This window comes from Alteribacillus iranensis, assembly GCF_900113025.1.
GTDB lineage: Bacteria > Bacillota > Bacilli > Bacillales > Marinococcaceae > Alteribacillus_A > Alteribacillus_A iranensis.
Genome location: NZ_FONT01000001.1, coordinates 302,568 through 322,746 on the forward strand (window position 1 = coordinate 302,568; position 20,179 = coordinate 322,746).

Genomic DNA, 20,179 nt, shown 5'->3' on the forward strand with positions numbered 1-20,179 from the left:
AGGGAGAGCATGAGGTCAGAATAGATAGCTCCCGTTACGCTCTTTGTCACAGTCTCATAGAAAGAGAGACGATTGGTATTCGGAGGGGGAGATTGGATGAAGGCATGGTTTGAGGAACACTTTCAAGATGATTATTTACGGGTGTATGATCATCGGGATGAGGAAAAAGCAGCCAACGAACTAACGGAGATTATGAAATATATGCCGCTCGAGCCAGGCATGAAAGCTGTGGATCTATGCTGCGGGAACGGCCGTCACGCCCGCTGGCTCGCGAGAAGAGGACTGCATGTGACAGGGGTAGATTTGTCGCCGGCTCTATTAAAAAAAGCTATTGAATTGACAGCAGGACTGCCTGTCCAATACATGCGGGCCGATATTCGTGATGTTCCTTTATTGCAAGAATATGAAGCGGCATTTAACTTATTTACGAGCTTCGGTTATTTCTCATCAGATTCGGAAAATGAACTAGTATTCACCCGGGCATCGGAAGGATTAAAACACAACGGCTGGTTTCTGTTTGACTACTTGAATCCGGATTACGTCAAGCAAAACCTTGTTCCGAAAGATGTGACCGAAAAGAATGGCTTAACCATTGTCCAGGAAAGGCAAATAAAAGATGACTACGTGTATAAACATATAACGTTGGAAGAAAACGATTCAAAAAGAGAGTACGTGGAGCGAGTGAAGTTATATACACAAGACACGCTCATTCAGATGTTGGAACGAAATCATCTGTACGTTCGTCATCTGTTTGGTAATTATAACGCGAGTCCTTTCCACCGGGAGCACTCTCCGCGTCAAATTTTTATTTGCCAAAAAGAAGTTTAAAAGAAGTGCATCTATTTCTTTTTTAATAGAAGTATGATATAAAATGTAGAAGAGAAAAATACAATTTGCAGAAGGTCATGCAAGGAATTATGCATGTTAAAAGGGAAGCCGGTGTGAATCCGGCACGGTCCCGCCACTGTATTCGCGAAAATTCGTTGATGAATTTTACTGTTGTTCAAATGCCACTGTCGCATAGACGGGAAGGCGAACAACATAAGCGTAAGTCAGGAGACCTGCCTTCTAGCACGGTGCGAGCCTTCGAGGAGGGGTATAGCCGGATTATCTGTTTGTATGGCGAAGTGTGTCCCTATCAAAATAGTTAATCCTGCTCTCCTTTGTGAAGGGAGAGCTTTTTTATTTTTCCGGACTACAAGGAGGAGTTCTATACCTAGAACGAGGAGCAGGCACTGAAGGTCAGAAAGGAGAAATCATCATGAAAAAAATGACAAGTATAGTGGCAGGAGTGAGTTTATTTATCATCTCCGCTTGTGGAGGAGTGGAGGAAGAGCCATCTTCTGAAGAGCAGGCGAATCAAACGGAGCAACAACAGGAAGAAGGTCAGCAGGAGGAAAACGCCTTTCCGTTGGAAGTGACAGATGCCGCGGGAAATGAAATAACGATTGAAGAAAAGCCCGACCGAATTGTAAGTGTGGTGCCAAGCAACACGGAGATCGCTTTTGCGTTAGGCCTAGAAGAAGAAATCGTAGGAGTGACGGATTTCGACAATTATCCAGAAGAGGCGGCAGAAAAAACTTCCGTGGGCGGTCTTGATTTCGATATGGAGACTGTTTTATCGTTACAGCCAGATCTCGTACTGGCCAGGGAGTCATCTTCTCCTGGAGGCTCGAATGAAGCATTTAGTCAATTGGAAGACGCAGGAATAGATGTGTTCATCGTTAACAGCGCAGAATCTTTTGAGGAAACATATGATTCGATTGAATTAATTGGGGAAGCGGTAGGAGAAGAAGATGCTGCAACACAACTCGTAAATGATATGGAAGCTGGTGTGGCAGAAATCAAAGATACGGCAGAAAACATACCGGAAGAAGTACGAAAAAAAGTATGGGTGGAAATACAGCCAGCACCTGATCTGTATACGACAGGAAAAGGTACGTTTATGCATGAAATGTTAGAAATCATCCATGCAGAGAATGTGGCAGAAACAGAAGAAGGATGGGTTCCATTTAGTGAAGAAGAGGTTGTTTCGTTGCAGCCTGAGATCATTATTACTACATATGGCGAGTCCGTAGATGGGGCCGGTGAGATGATTGCTGAACGCTCTGGCTGGGAAAGCATTCCTGCTGTAAAAAATAACAATGTCTATGACATCAATAACGATATAGTAAGCCGGCCTGGACCTCGTTTAGTAGATGGATTAGAAGAGTTAGCAGCTTCGGTGTATCCAGATGTTTTTGAAGAAGAGTAAAAAGTTTCTTATTTTTACAGCAGGCTTCCTTTTTTTACTAGGAACGATAATCGTTGGAGTGTCCCTAGGCAGTGTCTCCATCCCTATGGGGGCAAGTGCACAAATATTGTGGAATGCAATATGGGGCATTCCTACACACATAGACGAAACATACCAGACCATTGTGTTACAAATAAGACTGCCGCGGGCGATGCTTGCTGCCTTGGTAGGAGCAGCTTTAGCGATGGCGGGGGCTGCTTTCCAAGGATTGCTTCGAAACCCGCTGGCTGATCCTTACACATTGGGAGTTTCCTCAGGTGCCGCTTTAGGAGCAGTGCTCGTTTTGTTTCTAGGTTGGACTCTTCCCGTCATTGGAGATTTTACTTTACCGGTTGTCAGCATTATTACCGGCTTTCTGACGTTGTTTGTACTATTGGGATTCGTACGATTTATCGAGAGAAAGCTAACAACAGAAACTATCATTTTGGCAGGGATCATCATTAGCTCTTTTTTAGGCTCGGTTATATCCCTCCTTATCGCTTTGACAGGAGAAGAGTTACGGCAGATCATTTCTTGGTTGATGGGAAGTGTAGCGATGCGGGGCTGGGACTATGTGTGGCTCATGCTTCCCTTCTTTATCGTCGGAGCTCTGTTGTTAATGGCAAGCCGAAAAGAATTAAATGCTCTCGTATTCGGAGAGGACACCGCAAAAACATTAGGAGTGAATACAGAGCGGAAACGAGTCATGATTTTGGCAGGAGCTTCCCTTTTAACAGGGTCTGCTGTTGCAGTTTCGGGAACAATCGGTTTCGTCGGGCTCGTGGTTCCTCATCTAATGAGATTGTTGTTCGGACCGGATCATCAATCTCTAGTGCCGCTCTCAGCCATTTTTGGAGCAGGGTTTCTCGTAATCACAGACGTAACGGCTCGCACGCTCATCGCACCAACAGAACTTCCGATTGGAGTGATAACAGCTATCGTGGGAGCTCCGGTATTCGGGCTGCTTTTATTCCATGAGCGGCGCAGACGGATAAAAGTTACATAGAAAGGAGGGGAAGAGTTTGATTCACATTCAGCGCATTTCAGGAGGATATGGAAAAGAACCGATTGTGAAAGATATTAGCTTTCATGTGAACGCAGGAGAGATTTTTAGTATCGTTGGTCCTAATGGAAGCGGCAAATCTACATTATTAAAATTCATATACGGTGCATTAGAGCCTATGACGGGAGAAGTGAACATTGACCAACGTTCTCTTTCCTCCTATTCTCAAAAGGAATTAGCCCGAAAAATAGCAGTTCTCCCGCAGCACACAGAGACGGCTTTTTCATTCACAGTTCGGGAAGTGGTGGAATTAGGGCGATATCCTCATCAAAAAGGGTGGTTTTCGACCAATACGAAAAATGATGAGGATATGGTGCAACACGCAATGAAAGACACGGGTGTGGAAGCTTTTGCTCACTTACCGATGGACATGTTAAGTGGAGGCGAAAAACAACGTGTCCTTCTTGCGAGAGCGCTGGCACAAGAAGCAGACATATTACTGCTTGATGAACCTACCAATCATTTGGACATTTCCTTTCAAATCAGTTTATTAGACACGTTGAAAAAATGGACATTGGACAAGAAACTGACAGTTGTAGCTGTTTTACATGATTTAAATATGGCAGCGATGTACAGCGACCGCGTTTTACTATTAAAAGACGGAACCGAGCAAGCCATCGATAAACCAGCGTACGTCATGGAAAAAGAGAAGCTGGAAGATGTGTATCATACGCAACTGTATCGAAGAGAACATCCATCGGTTCCAAGCCCTTTGATTTCATTGGTCCCTTCAGAGAACGATCATTCTTTTACGTCTGATGCCATTGATCAATTATCTATTCATGAGAATAAGGATCATACTCTCATTTCGTCTCCCGATTACTGGAAAACATTGTCTTCAGCCGTAATTGGGGCTGGGTTTGGATGGCACCGTCTATTTATTAATCGTCACGTCGATAAAAGCTATTATGCGGAACATCCGGAAGAAGAATTCTCTCATTACTTACAGACGCAACAACTGGATGTTGCTGACACAGCAGGAATGATGACAGCTGCGAGACTCGAAGACGGGGCAGCGGCGAGGCTGACAGATGCAGAAGGCGATGTTTTCGTTTATGCTACCGCTGGTGTGGCGAACGCGGTCGATGCATCGAGAGCGTACAAAAAAAGTTCAAGTCCGGTCTCTGTCGGAACGATAAATATTTGGATTTTTATACACGGGACATTAACGGAAGCTGCATACGCGCAACTGATGATGACAGCTACGGAAGCGAAAGTAAAAGCGCTATTCGATAAGAATATCAAAGATCCCGATACAGAGACGACAGCAACGGGAACGTCGACAGATAGTGTCCTCATTGCAGCATCACAACAAGGAAGCAAGTATGATTACGGCGGTACGATCTCTGTTTTAGGAAAAAAAACCGCGAAAGCAGTCTACGATGCTGTCTGTCAAACCCTTGATAATTACATATGTCGTAAATAGGAGAATTATGAGTCATGATGGTTATAGCTCATGTTACTGCATTAACACTGGCTTATTTGCTGGACTTACTGTTTGGAGATCCTCGTACGAAATATCATCCCGTCGTTCTGATGGGGAACATGATCTCGACATTCGAACGTCTTTTTAATAAAGGGCGTGCCCGGAAATGGAAAGGACTGATTGCCACTCTCATACCAGGATTAGCGATAGCTATGATTGTATTTCTCTTCATGGCAGTGGCATATCATGTTCACCTTGCTATAGGAGTATTACTGGAAGCCTGTATTCTCTGGGGATGTATCGGCGGAAAAAGCATGATAAGCCATATCGAGAATATTTATGAACACCTTGAAAACAGACAAATCAAGGCTGCTCGGCAGGAGACTGCAATGATCGTATCCCGGGATACGACTCAGCTATCAGAAGAAGAAATGGTACGGGCTTCTTTGGAAAGCATTGGGGAAAACATATCCGACAGTGTGACTGCACCGATGTTATATGCCTTGATTGGAGGAGCGCCATTAGCGGTTTTTTACAGGTTTATGAACACGTCTGACGCAATGATCGGTTATCGGACGTCCCGCTATGAACAATATGGCTGGGGGGCCGCGCGGATAGATGATGTGTTGAATCTTATCCCTTCTCGGATAACGGCGCTATGTATGACGACAGCTGTCTGGTATGTGAACCAGACAAAATGGCTGCAAGCTTTCAAGGTGACTTGGGAACATGCAAAGCTCCATGAAAGTCCGAACGCCGGATACGGGGAAGCGGCAATGGCTGGTATTTTGAATGTGCGCTTAGGAGGGCCGACCAAGTATAGAGGGGAAATGATAGATCGACCTTTCTTTGGAAGAGGAGAACGGAAGCTTGATATTCCCTGTTTGCAGGATGGTTTACTTGTTTGGCGGGTAACCCTGGTACATTTTATCGTCTTTTTATGGATGTTTGGAGGGGTAACATGGCTTACTCAGAGCGTGCTAAGTTAATTTTCGTGTGCGGCGGTGTAAGAAGCGGAAAAAATGCCGTCGGGGAAACCCTCGCTGCTGACATGAGAAAGGAAAAGGGACGACTCGTATACATCGCAACAGCGCAACGAACAGACACGGAGATGGAGAAACGTATTATTAAGCATCAAAACGACCGTGAGCGAAAACAAGAAGGATGGGTGACGCTCGAGAGGCAGCGAAATCTTAGTGAGTGCGTCAAGCATTTGAACAAGCAAGATACTGTTTTTCTCGACTGCTTAACGACTTGGCTCAGCAATGAAATGTTCACGGAGAATGTCGAACACCAAATGCATCATGTGTTCGATCAGATAATAAAAACAATAGACTACCTGAGAGATGCTTCTTCACACGTCATCATTATTAGTAATGACGTGTTTCATGAACCAGTTCCTCAGGAAAGGTTGACGAAACATTATATAAAAACATTAGGGGCCTTGCACCAGTATGTTGTCTCACAAGCGAACGCAGCAATCAGTATGGAACATGGCTTACCAATCATAAAAAAAGGAGAGGTAGTAAGTGAAAGGGCTCATCGTATGGGGGACGTCCTCTAATTCTGGAAAAAGCTATATTGTAACAGGGTTGTGCCGAGCCCTTTCTAATCGAGGATGGAAAGTAGCACCTTTTAAAGGTCAGAATATGTCTAACAATTCGTACGTTACGATGTCAGGACATGAAATTGGCAGGTCACAAGGATTGCAGGCGTTGGCGGCACGTACCACTCCAACTGTATATATGAACCCCGTTTTATTAAAGCCGCAAAAAGAACGGACATCCGAAGTACTTATTTTGGGACAATCTGTTGGCTCGCCTGAAGCCAGTGACTATCGGCAGAACTTCTATAACAAAGCGAAAGAAGCTGTGAAGACATCACTAGAGCACTTACAAAAAGACTACGATGTCATTGTAATGGAAGGAGCAGGAAGTCCGGCAGAAATTATTTTAATGGATAAGGATTTGGCTAATCTTGCCACCGCAGAGATCGCAAACGTGCCGGCAGTTCTTACTTCGGATATTGAAAGAGGAGGGGTGTTCGCCAGTATTACAGGGACTTTAAACCTCCTTCCGCTACACCATCAAAAACGGGTGAAAGGACTAATCATCAACAAATTCCGTGGAGATCCTTCTTTATTTGAAAGCGGGGAAACATGGCTGCATGAAAAAACGGGCATTCCTGTCACTGGGGTGATGCCAACTCTCGATATTCCGATGGAGGAAGAAGATTCGCTCTCTTTTGCAGGGATGGAGCGACGACAAGAAGGAAAGGAGAGGGTCATAGATGTGGCTGTCATCGCCCTTCCTTATGTCTCGAATTATACGGATATGGATCCTCTCACAGCGGAAGACGATATCAACTTGCGAGTAGTACACCGCTCCGACCAGTTCGGTCACCCTGATGTCGTACTTCTACCCGGAACGAAAAGTACGATTCATGCCTATCAGTCGATAAAGAGGAATGGTTTGCTTCATAAAATAAAGGAGTATGCGAACGAAGGCGGGCATGTCATTGGGATTTGCGGTGGTTATCAAATGCTTGGCAGCACGCTAACAGACCGGTGGGGTATCGATACCGGGGAACCGGGAGTAGTCATGGAAGGCGCTGGTCTTCTTCCGGTCATGACCACTTTTCATAAGGAAAAAACGACAAGCCAATGGTCAGGATATGGCAAGTTGGCAGCTGATCAGCATGTATCGTTATCCGGATTTGAAATCCATCATGGAATCACAGAAGCAACATACGATGATACGTGGCTTCCGCTAGTATATGACACAGAAGGCAAGCCCGAGGGAATCAAGTCAAAAGATTACCGCCTAATAGGCACCCATATTCATCACCTGTTACATAATGACGAATGGAGAACGAGCTGGTTAAATAAAGTGCGAACAGAAAAAGATCTGCCTGTAAAAGATTCCACCGCGTTTCAAGCAAGGAAAGATGAAAATTTAGACAAACTGGCGGACGCGTTTGAGAAGCACGTGGATATGTCACACATCATGAAGATGATAGAGAAGGGATTATCATGATGAGAATCGTCCAATCTTACGTATATGGTTTCTATTTAGCGCTGTCTTTTCTCACCATTTTACCAACACGTCATGTGAACTGGGACGGGCAAACGACGAGAAAGTCTGTATACTTTTTCCCGGTATGCGGCCTCCTTATGGGAACGGTGGTTGTGATCCTTTCCTTTGGGATCACTCATTGGTCTACTCTGCCGGCTTACATAACAGCATTTATTATTTTTGTTATTTCTTTGCTTTTATACGGCGGACTGCATTTGGATGGGTGGATGGATGTGAGTGATGCGGTCGGATCGTGGCGCAGCCGGGAGAAGAAATTGGAGATCATGAAAGACAGCCATGTTGGTTCGACGGCGGTGTGGTCCACTTTCCTACTGTTAAGCGGACGTTTTCTCGGAATGATGTATGTGGTAGAAGCCGTACCTGAGGCCCTCTTCTTTTTACTCCTTTTCATACCTGTCGTCTCGCGGACGTGGATGAGTTATTTAATTATAGCCGCTCCACTCGCGAAATCGGAAGGCTTGGCTGCCTGGTTTCAAAAACATACGTATAGAAGAGACGCCATCTATGTGTTATTGATTAGTGTAGGCATCCTATTCGGGACTCTTATGGTGATACGAGAATTTTATGCTTTCGCTCTATATCTTTTTCTTATAAGTGCTGTGACGTACGTATGCCTTCGAACGATATATACACGTATTTTTGGAGGAGTGAATGGAGACATGGCAGGGGCAACGACGGAAGGGATGGAAACGGTATTATGGATGAGCAGCGTACTGTATTATTCATTCGGCATGGGATAACAGCTCCAAATAAAAGTAAGAAATATACAGGTTGGTCAGATCCCGAATTGCTTGAAGAAGAGAAAGAACGATTGCTGCAATATACGACGCCGTATCAACCGGATGCTGTGTTTTCGAGCGACCTTCTCCGCGCAAGGCAGACGGCTGCGTTATATTTTCCCGCAGTAGATATCGTAGAATCCCGCTATTTAAGGGAGTTTCATTTCGGGGTATTTGAAGGGAAAACCTATGAAGAATTAAAAAACAATCGGTCGTATTGTCAATGGCTGAACCATTGGACGGAGAGCGGTCCCCCCGAAGGAGAATCGTTTGATGAATTTCGAATGCGGGTCAGTAAAGGGTGGGACATGATGAAACAACAATCTTCCCGTATCATGGCCGTTGTCACTCATAGCGGCTGGATTCGAGAGTGGTGTCATTTGTATGCACCTGGCATAGTGCCAGAACAGACATTATGGAACATACCTTTTGGCGGTGGTTGGATAGGCACATTTACACGAAGAAAGGGGGACTGGACGTGCAATTCGTTACAGGAGGTGCGTATAACGGAAAAAAGAAATGGGTAAGCCAGGCATTTTCAGACCAATTGCAAAAAGAGCATTTATGGTTCTCCTGTTATAAACAGGATATTAAAAAGCTGCCTGCCAAAGTAGAAGATGATTCAAAGTTCGTCGTAATAGAAGGAGTAGAACAGGGACTTCGCAGTTTTCTCAAGCAACAGACAGAAGCAGATGCATTTATTGAAAATTACCTCACACCTTGGCTGGATTGGGAACAACAAGAAGAGGAGCGTGAATTAATCCTCATCGGTTCTGACATAAGCAAAGGAATTGTTCCGACAGAGAGAGAAATGAGAAACTGGAGGGACGAAACAGGACGCTTGTATCAAAAGCTGACGAACGAGGCGACATTCATTCATTTTATTTGGTTCGGTATTTCATCAACATATGAGGGAGGAAATAAAGATGAGATTGTATACAAAAACAGGTGATACAGGAAAAACAAGCTTAATCGGAGGGCGTCGCTCGAAAGATAACATTCGCGTGGAAGCCTATGGAACGTGTGATGAACTCAATGCATTTGTAGGGCGGGCCGTTTCCTTGATGGAGGATGAAACATTTCCTGACATTAAACCGGAGCTCATTAACATTCAACATGAATTATTTGATTGTGGCAGCGATTTAGCAACGATCAGAAAAGATCCAACATACAAAGTGAAGGAATCGATGATCACGTTTCTCGAAGAACGAATGGATGAGTACATCGAAGAAGCTCCCGAATTGGAACGATTCATCTTACCTGGAGGAGCGACGGTTGCGGCAGAGCTGCATGTATGCCGAACGATAGCCCGACGTGCAGAACGCGTCTGTGCAGCCCTCATGCAAGAAGAAGAAATCAATCAACACGTATTTAAATATTTGAACCGATTGTCTGATTATTTCTTTGCGGTAGCGAGAGTGGCGAATGCCCGTCAGCAAGTGAAGGATGTGGAATACGAACGAAGCGCCATCGTATTTCGCTCTCCAAAAAAACGGTTCTAAAACAAATGTTGGGGTGAATAGGATTAAATTCTACCATTTCTTAAATAAGGTTGATGGCGAACAGGTGAGACGCCTGCGGGAAAAGCAACAGCTGAAAATCCCGCAGGCAGCGGTGCGCTGCCGAGGAAGTTGAAGCGTTGCCCGCGGCAAGCGAGCCTGTAGAGTCAGTCAACCCGTAGAGCAAAATGTTTAATAACCCCAGCAAATTTTACAGAACCAAAAAACCATAAGCATGGAACCGAAAATGAACGCATAAGCTGGCTAGTGGATTGCAAAGAGAGGCGGCGAAAGTGAGTGGATTACATCAGACGTTTCCTTGTGGTTACTTTGTTCTCAGCCGTATTACTGGCCATCTTTTTGTTCATTGGATTATCAGCTTCTTTTACTTAGGCTATCTTCGCAAACTTTGTTGCTTTGGAGGAAGAAAGAGATTCGTTATCGGCGGACACTTTCCGCGGGCACGGCTTCAACTCCCCGAAACTCATCGGGCTCGTTTCGGTTGATTTTCAGCTCGTGCTGTTCCCGCAGGAGACGCCGCCTATCGCTTATCAATAATCTTCTTTTCTAAAACAACAATCTTTTAGAAAACAGTCTTTACTTAAAAGCGTTATAACGGAATCTAAAAAACTGCTATGCTCCTAGATAAGAAGGGAGCATGGCAGTTTTTGCTTGTTTTCAATAGGAACCTCTTTGACAGATGAATCTCATATAAAATAGAAGCAGCGAACTGAAAATAATTCGACATTCTTTTCTCATTTTCCTCTTTTTTCACAACGAATATTACTAATAGTAATAACTTTTTTAATTTTAGGTAAAAAGATTGAGTTTTTTAACATTAGATTGTAAGATGAAAGCAAATTTATGTAAAAAGTAGTACATAAGATCGAGAGAATGGAGTGGAGGACGTAACCAAATCCACATAGAAAACCAACAACATTCTCCCACTCATTTCCACTTGATATCCTTCCTGGATGTTCCAGTATTCTCCACCGTAACAGAAATGAACATTCCTTCCTATTTCAGTTTTCCCCTACATTTGTTTAGGTCCCATCTTACAAAATTTTATCGGAGGTTTGTAACATGAATATTCAACAAGAAAGAACTGCCTTTTATGAGAGGCAAGAGAGAGAACCCCTTAACAGTCCTGCTGTGGCTCTTTGGTATGCTCTGATGGATGCATATGAGAAAGCAGGGTTTCCTCAATCGTTCCCTATGTCTGTAAAGAGTCTCACGTTGCGAACAGGAGGAAGCGAACGAACCTTTTATTATGCACGTCGCAAGCTCATGAAAAGAGGATTTATCAAATACTCGGAGGGCAAATACACGATTCTTTCTTTAGTAACGGACAACAAGGAGACCCAACCAGAACACGAAAACAGAAAAACTGCAATACATGCAGGAAAGTCTGCAGAAGAGCAATGGGGGTACGATAGTGCAACTATTGCAGATGAACACACGCAACCATGGGGAGATTACACCGCAATAAATGCGGAGAATGATGCAGAGTACTATGCTGGAAATCGTACAGAAGAATGCCCAGAAGAACAATGGGGGTATGGCTCTGCAATGATTGCAGAGAAGTCTGCAGAAAACGATGTGGCAAGTATTGCAGAAGAACGTGTCGAACAGCCATGGGGATATGACACTGCAAATGTTGCAGAAGAGTTTGCAGGAAACGCTGCAGAACAGTCTTTTCCAGGTATGAGTATAAATAATAATATAAGCACTAAAGATCTTAAAGGCTTTAAAGATCTTAAAAAACATAAAATCTTAAAACCTAAAAAACCTAAAAGCTTTAAAAGCCTTAAAGGCGTTAAGCATATATCAGGTAATGAGTCTAATACAGGCAGCGACCAGAAAAAGACAAGCAGTCCGATGGATCTGTATGTCGAACGCGGGTTTGGAAAAATGTCGACTTACATCGCCAAAGAAATCACCAAGTGGCAAAACGAAACAAGTTTCACTGAACCAGAATCGATGCTTTTGCATGCGATGAATATTGCGGTTCGTCGCGGGAAACGTCATTGGCGCTATGTGACAGGAATTCTTGAAAATTGGCGAAAAAGTGGCTGCACGACGGTTCGGCAGACAGACACATTCCATCACACCAATACCCAGGGAGGGAAGAAAAATGAAAGAAATTGGGACGCTATTTTCGCACAACATGCAAGAAGTTTTTTGCGAGGAGAACGTGCTTCGTCGGTTTATGTGTGAGGGATGTGGAGAGGAAGACGTATGGTGAAATAACACCAAGGTTGTTTGTTCGAAAAAATAATTCTAGTCGGTTAAAATACTCGCATAAAACCGATAAAAAAACACCTCCCATGCGTTTTCTTCATGGGAGGTGCGGCTAAAATACCACGTTATTACTGGAAACGGTTCTTTTTACAGTTCGATTTTATCAGCGCGCTTAATTTCTTCAATCGATGTCAAATCTTCGAGAACATCTTCGTACGGTTCTTTATCGACGGCTACCATCATAATCGCATCGCCGCCTTCTGCTTTCCGTCCGACTTGCATCGTTGCAATATTGACGTCGTGTTTGCCAAGCAGCTGTCCCATTTTACCGATAACGCCAGGCTTGTCAGAGTGCTGAATGTAAATCAAATGGCCCGTAGGGTAGAAATCGACATTAAAGTCGTTAATTCGAACAATACGAGGACCGTATTCTTTTACGTACGTTCCGTGAATCGTGAATGTGTAACTTTCAGCTTCTACCACTGCTTGAATTAAATTGGAGTAGCCGAGTGTGTTGGTACCATGTTTCTCGCCGCTTGAGATGCCGCGCTCTTTTGCGATGAGAGAGGCATTGACATCATTCACCGGTGCATCAATACGGCTCTGTAAGAAACCGGCAATCAGAGATCGAGTGAGAACAGATGTCTCAAGGTCTGTAACTTCTCCGCTGTAATGAACATCGATGCTCTGCACTGGGCTTTTCACACTTTGAGACAAGATATTCCCCATCTTACGGGACAGCTCGTAATAAGGCTGTAGTGTCTCAAATACTTCTTTCGAAATGGCAGGCAAATTAATGGAATTCAATGCAGGCATGCCTTGAAGGAACTGAAGTACTTCTTCTGAAACTTGAGAAGCTACATTTAACTGCGCCTCTTTGGTTGATGCCGCAATGTGAGGAGTAGCCACCACATTATCGAAAGCTAACAATTCATTCTCATTAGCTGGTTCTTCTTCGTACACGTCAAGGGCTGCCCCGCCAACATGTCCATTCTCGAGATAATGCTTCAATGCTTCCTCATCTACAATTCCACCGCGGGCACAGTTGATTAAGAAGACACCTTTTTTCGTTTTCTTGATGTTTTCCATACCGAGCATCCCTTTTGTGTCTTTAGTTAGCGGGGTATGAACGGTAATGATATCAGCTTGGCTTAACACTTCATCCAAATCGCCTGTTTGTACACCGAGTTCTTCCGCTCTTTCTTTGGTAAGGAAGGGATCAAATACGATCAGTGACATCTCGAACCCGCGAGCGCGTTTCGAGAGTTCGGAACCGATGCGCCCGAAACCGATAATTCCAAGTGTCTTCCCGCGTAATTCTGTTCCTTGGAATGCTTTTCTGTTCCATTCTCCACCTTTAATCGATGCGTTGGCTTGAGGAATTTTACGAGCAAGTGAAATCATCATCGCGAACGTATGCTCAGCAGTAGAAATTGTGTTACCGTCAGGAGCATTAATAACGACAATTCCTCGTTTCGTTGCCGCATCAATATCGATATTGTCTACTCCTACGCCTGCACGCGCAATAATTTTTAATTGAGGCATTTGGTCCATTACTTCTTCCGTAACGGTAGTGCCACTACGGACAAGAAGAGCATCGTAGGAATCTAGATCATCTGCTTCTTTCACGTTTTTCAATACACATTCCGTTGTGTTGCTCTCTAGCAGTGGTGCTAGACCTTCATTACTCATAGAATCAGAAACGAGGATACGATACAGCTTGTTTTCTTGTTGTTCGTTCTCTTTTTCAGTCTCTTCTGTTGCCGGATGTTGAATCATTCAGCACTCCACTCCTTTTTAAAGAATAAGAATTTTGCAATGAAGCCCAAGAATTTAGGCGCTTGCGGTGTCTTTCTCTCTCTATGTAATAAAAAAACTTCAGCCTCAATCGAATTGTTTCGTCAGAGGCGGAAGTTCCCGCAATACAATTCTCATATGTATAGATTGTACTTTTCATGAGAAATCAATGCATGTTGAAAATGTCACGAACAATAACGCATCACAGGGTCTTTATTGGTAGAAATTTATCATATCTCGACAAAAATGTCAATTCTAGCAACGTAATTTTAGCATAGGAATAGGGGTGAGGGAGGATGAGATGATGCAGGGGGACACGATGAGGAAGTATGTGATACAACCTGGAGATACATTATCCAAAATAGCTTATCGGAACAACGTTAGAATCGATGACATTGTTAGAAACAATCATCATTTGCCGTCTAAAGATTCCTATCTCAGCATAGGAGATTTCCTCTCCATCCCTGAACCGCATACGACAAAACAGATTCATTCAAAAGAGAATCACATCGCATGTCATAACGAGTACGGATGGCGGGAATTAGAAGACGACCGAGAGCGGCTCGGTGTTTCCATATATCAGAAAAAAATAGGCTGGTCCAGGCTCGGAAAGCCGATATGGTTGTTTCGGGTTGGGAAAGGGAAGAAACGTATATGTTACTCAGGAACGTGGCACGGAAATGAGTGGTTAAACACATGGCTTTTGATGAAATTTTTGATGGAGATAGAGAGGAAATATCGCAATCATGAATCGTGGCATCACGTTAACATTCGGGCTGTACTCGATGAAGAAGTCACGCTGTATTTTCTCCCCTTAGTGAATCCAGATGGGGCGGAATTAGTACAAGAAGGATTACAGCGTACCCATTCTTTTTTTGACGAGATTCATACAATCAATGAAGGATTCCATTGTTATAAGCACTGGTCTGCCAATGCAGCAGGAGTCGACTTAAATCATCAATGGCCAGCAGGCTGGAAGCGAGAAAGTGACACAAGCCCACAAAGACCGTTTCCACGACATTACGGGGGAGAAGCCCCGTTAACGGAGCCGGAAACAAGAGCGGTTTACCAGTTAACGATGGAAGAAGAATTTGATATTGTCCTTGCCTTTCATTCGCAAGGTGAGGAAATTTACTGGGGTTATCAACATCTCGAGCCGCCAGAAAGCCGTGCAATGGCGGAGAAGCTTGCGAAAGCCAGTTCCTTTCGAGCTGTTCAAACGGCTGATAGCAGCGCGGGATATAAAGATTGGTTCATTAAAGAGTTTAGAAGACCGGGTTTCACGATAGAAACAGGGGTCGGACAAAACCCACTATCCATCACCTCAGCTGCCCGCATCTGGATCACAACCGTTCCTTTATTGCTAGAAACGTTAACATGGGGATAGCGAGAGTCACAAAAAGCTATTCTATAAAGGAAAAAACGATAATTTACCACCAGTTTGGCATAGACAATCCTTATGAGACGTGTGGTCGATACCGAAACGAACACGTAGGTTGTTTGCCGAAAAAGCGATATCATTTTCCTGTAATGTATGTGATATTCCAACGGCAAACTACCTGATGCATGTTATCATCCTTTTTTTGTGAAAAAATGAAGACTTCCTATCTATGAGCGCATGGATTGTCAAAAATCATGAGACGCCTGCGGGAAAAGCAAGAGCTGAAGATCCACCGACGGTGATTTTCCGTCGGTTAGCTGAAGCCTTGCCCGCGGCTAAGAAGACACAGTGAGAGCAAGCGTAGTGCCGCTTGAACTGATGTCGCCCTTGTGCCTGTGGTGCAAGCGAATGTATTTTTGTACAATCTATTCTTAGACGCAGAAAGCCCCCACTTATTGTGAGGACTTTCTTCATGAACTGGGTTTTGCCCCAGCCCCTTCTTTGTTCACCGGGAGAAAGGTCCCAGTTTCTCATTTAGGATTACTTTTGGTAGCGATCAATGCATTCTTCCACTAATTGAGCAGCTTCTTCTGCACCTTTCCATGCACCGATCTCTGTTTTTTTGTTTTGCAGATCTTTGTATGTTTTGAAAAAGTGGGCAATTTCGTCCAATTTGTGAGAAGGAATATCGTTAATCGAATGTACATCTTTGAAACGCGGATCTTCGACAGGGACAGCCAGCAGCTTTTGGTCTTCATCGCCGTCGTCAATCATTTCCAAATACCCAATAACTCGGGAGTCAATCACACAGCCAGGAAATGTCGGGTTAGTGACGAGAACGAGAATATCGAGAGGATCTCCGTCTAGCGCAAGAGTTTCATCGATGTATCCATATTCTGCCGGGTAAAACATAGGAGAAAAAAGAACACGGTCTAATTTGAAAACACCTTTTTCTTTGTCGTATTCGTATTTGTTTTGGCTTCCCGTTGGAATCTCAATCAAGGCTTCTACTACTTTATTTTCAGCCATTTGTTTCGCCTCCTTGTATATGTATAAGAAATCCAATTTGAATTATAGCAGGAATAAGGAAAGATTCAAACGAACTTTGTTTTGGTTAAAAAAATACCATCGAGGACATGCTCGACGGTATCATGATGATACATACTTATAAGGATTTCCTTCAAATGGTTGTTCATCCACTTTAATGGAATCGGTAGGACATCCCTCATACGCATCTAATGCGTCTTCTTCTAACTCTTCTGGAATGACGCCATTTCCTGTATTTTCATCCAGTATGACATGGGCCAGTCCTTCGTCATCGTAATCAAATATATCGGGAGCAGCAGCGCCGCATGCTCCGCAGGCGATGCATGTATCCTTATCGACTATGGTGTATTGAGCCATGTTTGTACCCCCAAAGAAACTTGTTCAGCGAATGACATTCACTCGTTGGAAGTCGTGTGTATTTGACAAATGTCTATTTCTCATTTTATGCTTTCATGATAAAATTTTCAATAAGAACGTGTTACGGACGTATATTCGGCACCTTCATAATGGAGGCTGATGATATGCACGACCTCTCCTTTCGCCACTTTGTTCTCCTGAACTTACTTCGGCGCCTTCACGGGGAAAGAACGACAAATTCCATGTTTCATATTTTAACTGGAAAAAAATCATCTCAAACGATTCAAGATACGAAATGGTATAAGTTACATTCCTATTTTCAAGCGTTCCCTGATTGGAAAGGGAAGCATTTTCATAAAGACATGTCTCTTTTACGGGAGTGCGGGTTATATAAAGAAGAGGATGGCAGGGCTCTACTGACCGAAAAAGGGAAAGAACAAGCTGAACAATTCCTTATCCCAGTTCATGGATCTTCTTTTTTTAATGGTTGGAAATATGCGGATGCGTCCATTCCATTTTGGAGAAGGCTGGCATTGTTTAGCCAAAGCTTATCTCACGCTTTGTATGAACATAAGACTTTTTTACCGGTGAGTCATGATTTAGCTACACAAATGTGGGTAAAACAGTTTTGGCCAAAAACGAAAGCGAGCAAGATAGACATGGCATCGTCCATACATAATGAACTGTTTCATCTCCTTCATGAACTGCCCGAGGAGGATGCTCATATTTTTGTGAGTCGTCTGTCTGGGTACGAGCTAAATGGCTATACCTTTCAACAGATTGCTGAACATATCCACGCGATGGATGCCGATGAAGTGTTTTACCGTTTTCAATCGGTGCTGCACTATTTACTGGATCACAGGTCCCGTTCCCCCATTCTCAGCATTTTTTCAGAGGGGTTAGTGAAAGACGTAACACTAACGTCAACGGCTGCTAAAACATATGCTCACTTAAAGCAAGGACGTACTCTTCAGGACATAGCATCCGTCCGCCAGCTTAAAAACAGTACCATTGAAGACCATGTCGTTGAAATTGCCTCCGAAGATACCGATTTTCCTATTCATCACTATGTACCGCAAGAGGTGCAAACGGAAATCTTGCGTGTCGCAAAACAGACAGGTACATACCGGCTGAAAATAATAAAAGAACAAATGACTCAACCGATTGATTACTTTTCTATCCGGTTGACGTTGGCTTGGCACGGAGGTCATCATGAACAAAACACTTGAGTCTTATCTTTACGAGTATTTTGGCTACCCTTCCTTTCGAACATACCAGCGAGAGATTATAACCTCTGTGTTGGACGGGAAAGACGTACTGGCTATGCTTCCTACCGGTACGGGCAAGTCTCTTTGCTATCAATTGCCTGCTTTGATTTGTTCCGGTTTGTCGGTTGTCATCTCGCCGCTGCTGTCTTTGATGGATAATCAAGTACAAGAGTTAAAGTGGGCCGGATTTAAGAAAGTCGCAGCCTATAACAGTTTTCTTTCCTATCAGGAAAAAAGATATATTTTAAGAAACATGAAAAAGTATAAATTATTATTCATTTCACCGGAAAGTATACAACAAGATGTGGTTTTGGAAGAATTGAGGAAACAGCAAATCGATTTATTCGCTGTGGATGAAGCTCACTGTATTTCTCAATGGGGGCACGAGTTTCGAACCGACTACTTGAAATTAGGCCGCGTGCGTGAATTACTAGGCAACCCACCTTGTCTAGCGTTAACGGCGACCGCCGCCCCAACCATTCAAACCGATATAAATAATAAGTTACAATTACAGGAACCCGTCCTTTTTTATGAATCGATAGACCGAACGAACATTTCATTAGAGGTGGTGGATACCGATTCAGAAAGGAATAAAAAAGAAACGGTTGTTCACTACATCAAACAGTTGCCAAAACCAGGAATCATCTATGCATCCAGCCGGAGAAAAACAGAAGAACTCGCACGCTTAATCAATGAGAAAACAGAGTCACACGCTTATTCCTATCACGGCGGTATGAGTGCGGAAGATCGTCAGTTAATTCAACAGCAATTCATTTCTGGAGACATTGATGTCATGTGTTGCACAAACGCGTTTGGAATGGGGATTAATAAATCCAATATTCGCTTTATTATTCATTACCATTACCCGAAAGATATCGAGTCTTATGTTCAGGAAATTGGCAGGGCAGGAAGGGACGGTCTACCGAGCAGTGCTATTTTACTTTATACAGAAGGGGATGGCATTCTCCCGCGTCAAGTGATTGAGTTGGAGTTCCCTGATACACCACATATAGAAGCTGCCATTACTCGCATGGATGACAAAGAGAGCGACTACACACTTGAAAAGAGGCTCATCGACGAATGTGGATGGGAAGAGCAGCATGCGCGGTTTTTCGTTTATTATTGGAAAGAGTGGAGGCTCCTCGAAAATAGCGATCTTAAGGCTTCGGAGTACATTGCTTCTATTGCCGAGAAGAGGAAGCAATGGAAACGCGGGAAGCTAAAGCAGATGGAAGAATGGTTACACAATGCAACAGTTTGTAGAAGAGAGAAGCTGCTTCATTGTTTTGAAGAGACGTTAACTAAGAGGCCGGAACGTTGTTGTGATATTTGCGGGACCGCTGAGCTGCCGGCCGGACAAAGGATGGAAAGGAAGAAACAAGAATCATTGGATTGGAAAGCAAGACTCCATAAACTGTTTTTCCTGGATCACGATTAACTGTATATCGGAAAGGGCGGTAGTTTCATGAAAGAAGATTTTCCAAATGATCAGGCTGCCACATTGCGCAGACGAGCGAACAACGGTGACAAAATAAACAAAAAGGAAGAGGAGCCCATCGACGCTACTTCTCTTCCTCCTCGGAAAGAAACCCACAGAAAGAAAGAGCAAAAGAGAAATTATCGTTTTTATTTCTCTCTGCCCCATCTGTTGTTAGGTCTGTTTTTGCTGATTGTATTGGCAGTCCTGACAGGTGCCGTGTATTATTTTCAATGGCTATAACTCGCGGGGAGAAACGGCATTCTCCGCTTCGATCCTCTCCGCACTCCTTTCTTCCTCTGTTAAAGGAGAAGACATAATCAGTCCAATAAAACATACGATAACTCCTATACCCATGAGTGTAAAAGGTAAGACCATATTCTTCTTTCTCCATAAATAAAGAAGAAGTAAGAAAAACCCTCCTGTAAAGAAAGCAGCCCCTATTAAGAAAACTGTTAAATCCATCTTTTCATTTTC

At 43.7% G+C, this 20,179-nt stretch carries 20 protein-coding genes and 1 riboswitch; of the genes, 16 read left to right on the forward strand and 4 right to left on the reverse strand.

Annotation, left to right across the window (positions count from 1 at the left end):
* Positions 1–96 precede the first annotated feature (96 nt).
* From BM095_RS01630 to BM095_RS01685, 12 genes are all read left to right on the forward strand, one after another.
* A complete protein-coding gene (locus tag BM095_RS01630; RefSeq protein WP_091656492.1) occupies positions 97–828 on the forward strand; it encodes a class I SAM-dependent methyltransferase in 732 nt (243 codons plus the stop codon).
* Between the two features lie 55 nt (positions 829–883).
* A riboswitch (cobalamin riboswitch) is annotated at positions 884–1,083 on the forward strand.
* Positions 1,084–1,261: 178 nt separating this feature from the next.
* Positions 1,262–2,254, forward strand: coding sequence for an ABC transporter substrate-binding protein (locus tag BM095_RS01635; RefSeq protein WP_091656495.1), 993 nt, complete (start codon positions 1,262–1,264; stop codon positions 2,252–2,254).
* A complete protein-coding gene (locus BM095_RS01640; protein WP_091656497.1) occupies positions 2,235–3,278 on the forward strand; it encodes a FecCD family ABC transporter permease in 1,044 nt (347 codons plus the stop codon). Before BM095_RS01635 ends, BM095_RS01640 begins: the two co-directional genes overlap by 20 nt.
* A 16-nt stretch (positions 3,279–3,294) precedes the next feature.
* A complete protein-coding gene (locus BM095_RS01645; RefSeq protein WP_091656500.1) occupies positions 3,295–4,761 on the forward strand; it encodes a heme ABC transporter ATP-binding protein in 1,467 nt (488 codons plus the stop codon).
* Between the two features lie 14 nt (positions 4,762–4,775).
* Entirely contained in the window at positions 4,776–5,750 is a 975-nt protein-coding gene (cbiB, locus tag BM095_RS01650) for an adenosylcobinamide-phosphate synthase CbiB (protein ID WP_091656502.1), read from the forward strand.
* The gene (locus tag BM095_RS01655) at positions 5,723–6,325 is read left to right on the forward strand and encodes a bifunctional adenosylcobinamide kinase/adenosylcobinamide-phosphate guanylyltransferase (RefSeq protein ID WP_177194647.1); all 603 of its coding nucleotides are present in this window, start codon (positions 5,723–5,725) and stop codon (positions 6,323–6,325) included. Before cbiB ends, BM095_RS01655 begins: the two co-directional genes overlap by 28 nt.
* Positions 6,291–7,796 carry a cobyric acid synthase gene (locus tag BM095_RS01660; protein WP_091656508.1) on the forward strand — a complete coding sequence of 502 codons (1,506 nt, stop codon included), beginning with the start codon at positions 6,291–6,293 and terminating at the stop codon, positions 7,794–7,796. The genes BM095_RS01655 and BM095_RS01660 overlap by 35 nt, the downstream gene beginning before the upstream one ends.
* Positions 7,793–8,596 carry an adenosylcobinamide-GDP ribazoletransferase gene (locus tag BM095_RS01665; RefSeq protein WP_091656510.1) on the forward strand — a complete coding sequence of 268 codons (804 nt, stop codon included), beginning with the start codon at positions 7,793–7,795 and terminating at the stop codon, positions 8,594–8,596. Before BM095_RS01660 ends, BM095_RS01665 begins: the two co-directional genes overlap by 4 nt.
* On the forward strand, positions 8,554–9,162 hold the full coding sequence (locus BM095_RS01670) for a histidine phosphatase family protein (protein ID WP_177194648.1): 609 nt from the start codon (positions 8,554–8,556) through the stop codon (positions 9,160–9,162). The genes BM095_RS01665 and BM095_RS01670 overlap by 43 nt, the downstream gene beginning before the upstream one ends.
* A complete protein-coding gene (locus tag BM095_RS01675) occupies positions 9,114–9,587 on the forward strand; it encodes a bifunctional adenosylcobinamide kinase/adenosylcobinamide-phosphate guanylyltransferase (protein WP_177194649.1) in 474 nt (157 codons plus the stop codon). Before BM095_RS01670 ends, BM095_RS01675 begins: the two co-directional genes overlap by 49 nt.
* Positions 9,562–10,137 carry a cob(I)yrinic acid a,c-diamide adenosyltransferase gene (locus tag BM095_RS01680; protein ID WP_091656520.1) on the forward strand — a complete coding sequence of 192 codons (576 nt, stop codon included), beginning with the start codon at positions 9,562–9,564 and terminating at the stop codon, positions 10,135–10,137. The genes BM095_RS01675 and BM095_RS01680 overlap by 26 nt, the downstream gene beginning before the upstream one ends.
* Positions 10,138–11,217: 1,080 nt before the next feature.
* Positions 11,218–12,351: a DnaD domain-containing protein gene (locus tag BM095_RS01685; RefSeq protein WP_091656523.1), complete on the forward strand. Its 1,134-nt coding sequence runs from the start codon at positions 11,218–11,220 to the stop codon at positions 12,349–12,351.
* Between the two features lie 171 nt (positions 12,352–12,522).
* Here BM095_RS01685 and serA read toward each other — a convergent pair whose 3' ends face one another.
* A complete protein-coding gene (serA, locus tag BM095_RS01690; protein WP_245757774.1) occupies positions 12,523–14,154 on the reverse strand; it encodes a phosphoglycerate dehydrogenase in 1,632 nt (543 codons plus the stop codon).
* Positions 14,155–14,491: 337 nt separating this feature from the next.
* Here serA and BM095_RS01695 point away from each other — a divergent pair, with 337 nt between their 5' ends.
* Positions 14,492–15,559 carry a M14 family metallopeptidase gene (locus BM095_RS01695; protein WP_218151601.1) on the forward strand — a complete coding sequence of 356 codons (1,068 nt, stop codon included), beginning with the start codon at positions 14,492–14,494 and terminating at the stop codon, positions 15,557–15,559.
* A gap of 534 nt (positions 15,560–16,093) precedes the next feature.
* On the opposite strand, the gene BM095_RS01700 is transcribed toward BM095_RS01695, so the two are convergent.
* Together BM095_RS01700 and BM095_RS01705 are read right to left on the reverse strand one after the other, a co-directional pair.
* Positions 16,094–16,582, reverse strand: coding sequence for an inorganic diphosphatase (locus BM095_RS01700; RefSeq protein ID WP_091656529.1), 489 nt, complete (start codon positions 16,580–16,582; stop codon positions 16,094–16,096).
* 120 nt (positions 16,583–16,702) lie between these two features.
* Positions 16,703–16,957 (reverse strand): ferredoxin, encoded by a 255-nt coding sequence (locus tag BM095_RS01705; RefSeq protein ID WP_091656532.1) that lies wholly within the window; start codon positions 16,955–16,957, stop codon positions 16,703–16,705.
* Between the two features lie 164 nt (positions 16,958–17,121).
* On the opposite strand from BM095_RS01705, the gene BM095_RS01710 reads away from it, so the two are divergent.
* Genes BM095_RS01710 through BM095_RS01720 form a run of 3 tightly spaced genes read left to right on the forward strand, consistent with a single transcriptional unit; the run spans position 17,122 to position 19,945 of the window.
* A complete protein-coding gene (locus BM095_RS01710; protein ID WP_177194650.1) occupies positions 17,122–18,186 on the forward strand; it encodes a helix-turn-helix domain-containing protein in 1,065 nt (354 codons plus the stop codon).
* Positions 18,170–19,663: a RecQ family ATP-dependent DNA helicase gene (locus BM095_RS01715; RefSeq protein WP_091656537.1), complete on the forward strand. Its 1,494-nt coding sequence runs from the start codon at positions 18,170–18,172 to the stop codon at positions 19,661–19,663. Before BM095_RS01710 ends, BM095_RS01715 begins: the two co-directional genes overlap by 17 nt.
* A gap of 27 nt (positions 19,664–19,690) precedes the next feature.
* Positions 19,691–19,945 (forward strand): hypothetical protein, encoded by a 255-nt coding sequence (locus BM095_RS01720; protein ID WP_091656540.1) that lies wholly within the window; start codon positions 19,691–19,693, stop codon positions 19,943–19,945.
* Here the strand turns inward: BM095_RS01720 and BM095_RS01725 are convergent.
* Positions 19,940–20,167: a hypothetical protein gene (locus BM095_RS01725; RefSeq protein WP_091656542.1), complete on the reverse strand. Its 228-nt coding sequence runs from the start codon at positions 20,165–20,167 to the stop codon at positions 19,940–19,942. The two genes, BM095_RS01720 and BM095_RS01725, sit on opposite strands and share 6 nt — an antisense overlap.
* Positions 20,168–20,179 lie beyond the last annotated feature (12 nt).

Excerpts from the sequence above, each read along its gene's own strand:
- BM095_RS01710 (WP_177194650.1), top strand. The coding sequence starts at position 17,122 with ATGCACGACCTCTCCTTTCGCCACTTTGTTCTCCTGAACTTACTTCGG.
- BM095_RS01635 (WP_091656495.1), top strand. The coding sequence starts at position 1,262 with ATGAAAAAAATGACAAGTATAGTGGCAGGAGTGAGTTTATTTATCATC.
- BM095_RS01725 (WP_091656542.1), bottom strand. The coding sequence starts at position 20,167 with ATGGATTTAACAGTTTTCTTAATAGGGGCTGCTTTCTTTACAGGAGGG.
- cbiB (WP_091656502.1), top strand. The coding sequence starts at position 4,776 with ATGATGGTTATAGCTCATGTTACTGCATTAACACTGGCTTATTTGCTG.
- BM095_RS01665 (WP_091656510.1), top strand. The coding sequence starts at position 7,793 with ATGATGAGAATCGTCCAATCTTACGTATATGGTTTCTATTTAGCGCTG.
- BM095_RS01680 (WP_091656520.1), top strand. The coding sequence starts at position 9,562 with ATGAGATTGTATACAAAAACAGGTGATACAGGAAAAACAAGCTTAATC.
- BM095_RS01630 (WP_091656492.1), top strand. The coding sequence starts at position 97 with ATGAAGGCATGGTTTGAGGAACACTTTCAAGATGATTATTTACGGGTG.
- BM095_RS01670 (WP_177194648.1), top strand. The coding sequence starts at position 8,554 with ATGGATGAGCAGCGTACTGTATTATTCATTCGGCATGGGATAACAGCT.
- BM095_RS01695 (WP_218151601.1), top strand. The coding sequence starts at position 14,492 with ATGAGGAAGTATGTGATACAACCTGGAGATACATTATCCAAAATAGCT.
- BM095_RS01715 (WP_091656537.1), top strand. The coding sequence starts at position 18,170 with ATGAACAAAACACTTGAGTCTTATCTTTACGAGTATTTTGGCTACCCT.
- BM095_RS01700 (WP_091656529.1), bottom strand. The coding sequence starts at position 16,582 with ATGGCTGAAAATAAAGTAGTAGAAGCCTTGATTGAGATTCCAACGGGA.
- BM095_RS01655 (WP_177194647.1), top strand. The coding sequence starts at position 5,723 with ATGGCTTACTCAGAGCGTGCTAAGTTAATTTTCGTGTGCGGCGGTGTA.
- BM095_RS01705 (WP_091656532.1), bottom strand. The coding sequence starts at position 16,957 with ATGGCTCAATACACCATAGTCGATAAGGATACATGCATCGCCTGCGGA.
- BM095_RS01685 (WP_091656523.1), top strand. The coding sequence starts at position 11,218 with ATGAATATTCAACAAGAAAGAACTGCCTTTTATGAGAGGCAAGAGAGA.
- BM095_RS01720 (WP_091656540.1), top strand. The coding sequence starts at position 19,691 with ATGAAAGAAGATTTTCCAAATGATCAGGCTGCCACATTGCGCAGACGA.
- BM095_RS01640 (WP_091656497.1), top strand. The coding sequence starts at position 2,235 with ATGTTTTTGAAGAAGAGTAAAAAGTTTCTTATTTTTACAGCAGGCTTC.
- serA (WP_245757774.1), bottom strand. The coding sequence starts at position 14,154 with ATGATTCAACATCCGGCAACAGAAGAGACTGAAAAAGAGAACGAACAA.